This window comes from Piscirickettsia salmonis LF-89 = ATCC VR-1361 (genome assembly GCF_000297215.2).
Taxonomy (GTDB): domain Bacteria; phylum Pseudomonadota; class Gammaproteobacteria; order Piscirickettsiales; family Piscirickettsiaceae; genus Piscirickettsia; species Piscirickettsia salmonis.
This window is the reverse complement of the sequence record NZ_AMFF02000074.1, coordinates 1-2,504: the sequence shown is the minus strand read 5'-3', so window position 1 is coordinate 2,504 and position 2,504 is coordinate 1. Positions and strand designations below refer to the sequence as shown.

2 protein-coding genes are annotated in these 2,504 nt (G+C 35.8%); both read right to left on the bottom strand.

Annotated elements, in window-relative coordinates; genetic code table 11:
- Positions 1 to 124: 124 nt before the first annotated feature.
- Positions 125 to 1,933 carry a protein-disulfide reductase DsbD gene (gene dsbD, locus C200_RS07815; RefSeq protein WP_016212062.1) on the bottom strand — a complete coding sequence of 603 codons (1,809 nt, stop codon included), beginning with the start codon at positions 1,931 to 1,933 and terminating at the stop codon, positions 125 to 127.
- Between the two features lie 366 nt (positions 1,934 to 2,299).
- Positions 2,300 to 2,504 (bottom strand): integrase core domain-containing protein (locus C200_RS07810; protein WP_033923723.1); only part of this gene is annotated, 205 nt, incomplete at its 5' end.

Here is a 2,504-nt window from a genome sequence, read left to right as displayed (position 1 = left end):
ATACCTACCGAGGTAGCGACGCTTACGTAGTTTTGATCGTTTCATCTTCTCTCTCCTGTCTAAGTTAATTTAACAGAAGATTCCACTTATCACTTGTACTATTTTAAGGGAGGGTTACCGATGGTTATTTCACTAGATGAATTTTATTAACTAGATTGTCTGCTGCAATATAACCAACAACTTCGGCATGAGGGATTAATTTTCCATGCGTATTAAAAAATTGGATGGTTGGTGGGCCAAAGACATGAAAAGCTTGTTGGATTTGTTTTGCATGTAGATCATTTTTAGTAATATCCACGCGAATAATGGAAAAATTTTTAAGTGCTACTAGTACATTATTGTTTTTAAAGGTTGTTGCATCGAGTTCTTTGCAAGTGGTACACCAGCTTGCATAATAGTCGACCATTACCGGCTGTTTTTTGATTTTTGCTTTATCTAGCGCTGTTTGCAGCTGATTCATGGTATATACAGTATTAAAATAGTGGCTATTATTATTTTTATTTAAGGTTTGTTGTTTTGAATTGGTCTGATTGTTATTGATATTGGGAGAGATAAGTGTTTTTAAAATCAATCCTGTCCCTACAATCAAGATAGTAATGCCAAGTGCTTTATAGATGCGCTGCCAAAGTGTCTTAGCAGGCTCTAGTATACCTAGAGCAATAGGTGTGATAACTAAAAAGGCTCCCCAGATTAATGGCATGATTGTGTCTGAAAGAACCCTGCTCTGCATCCAAATAGCCATTGCGATTAAAATTAAGCCAAGCAGAGTTTTAATATGCTTCATCCAGTTGCCGGCTTTTAGTATTAATTTACCTCCTGAGGCACCTAAAATAAGCATGGGAATGCCAAAACCTATACCTAAGCTAAATAGGGCGCTGCCACCAATAAATTGATTACCTGTACTACTTAAATAAACTAATGCCCCAGCAAGCGGGGCGGTAAGACAAGGTGAAGCGACAAGGCTTGATATCATCCCCATCATTGCTGCACTTAAATAAGAACCGCCTCTGAATTTTTGGTTGATATTATGGAGAGAGTTTTGAATTTTTATTGGTAGTTGTAAGTTATAAGCACCGAATAAAGAAAGAGCGAGAACAATAAAAATCAGACTAAATACGCTGATAACCCAAGGGTTTTGTAAAAAAACTTGTAAAGATTGGCCTAATTTTGCAGCAATAATGCCTGCAATTGCATAACTGATTGCGATGCCGAGAACATAAGCGAGTGAAAGTAAAAATGCTTGCTTTGCTGTATTGTTTTTTTGTCCAAGCACGATGCCCATCAGAATAGGAAGCATAGGTAGCACACAGGGAGTTAAAGAAAGCAATAGGCCAAAGATAAAAAAGCTGAATAAGATTAAGGGAATATTTTGTTCTGAGAAAAGATGTTGAATCGTTGTTAAATTAGCTGTGGTAAATAAGCTTGTTTTTTCTTGCTCTTGTGATGGTTTAGATGCAGTGGACTGAGCTTGATTAAAGTAAAAGGTTTGTGTTTGCGGAGGGTAGCAATAACGCCCTGGTTGGCAGCCTTGATAATCTATTGTCAGGCTGTAGGGCAGGTTTTTAGAGTTTTTGACAGGGATTTGAATATCTAAGGCATTTTTATATACCTGATAATTGCCAATGACTGTATCATTATTGTAATTGCCTTGTGGCATATCGATTCGGCCCAATTGAATTTGGTGTGTTTTGGGCTGAATGGAAAATTGAATTTTATCTTTGTAAAGTTGCAAACCTGGTGCAATATCCCAGTGAACATGAAGAATCTCTGGATTGCTTTGTTGTTGATGGACGCTAACTTCAAAATCTTTGGTATTTTTATCTGTTTTTGCTAAAAATAAAAACAGATTATTGGGGTCGCTATAGCGACCATTGGCATAAACTACGTCTGTGCTGCCCATTGTAATAACAAATAAAGCCAGTAAGGCTAGCATTAAGGCGCATTGGCAGGATTTTACGTTAATAAACGAGGTAGTATAGTATTTCATTGTTTTATTATAGGTGATGAAACTGTTTTTAATAAATCTTTAGTTGTTTTCTTTGGGATACTAAGCGGATGATTGGAAGTTGTCAATGTGCTTAATATTTTAGTTTGTTATGCAAAAAAAATTTGTTGTAACTGCTAAAACGGGTAGTCTTGCTGGTAATTGCTTTATTTGTTAAAAAATAAAAAAATAATTAATTTTATTTTTTATTAAAAGGTAAAAGTGTTATGCCTAAGTTTCATCAATCATTCTACATAGCGTTTCTTGCTGATGCCCCTGTCAACCCCCCATAAGTGAGACAGTTTAAAACTGGAATTATCCCTCTGTTTTTGTCGAAATTTTTTCTAACTGTTTTTCACGTTTCTCAGCAAATGTGTCTGGTGAAAGATTCTTTAAAGATTGATGTGGTCTGATCGTATTATATTCAACGATCCAGTCATCGCTAAGTTTCTGAACTTGCTGCAATGAAGTAAATTGATTGCAATCTAAAATATCACCACGATAAGTGCGGTTAAATCGT

Coding starts and splice junctions, on each gene's coding strand:
- dsbD (WP_016212062.1), bottom strand. CDS start 1,933: ATGCTAGCCTTACTGGCTTTATTTGTTATTACAATGGGCAGCACAGAC.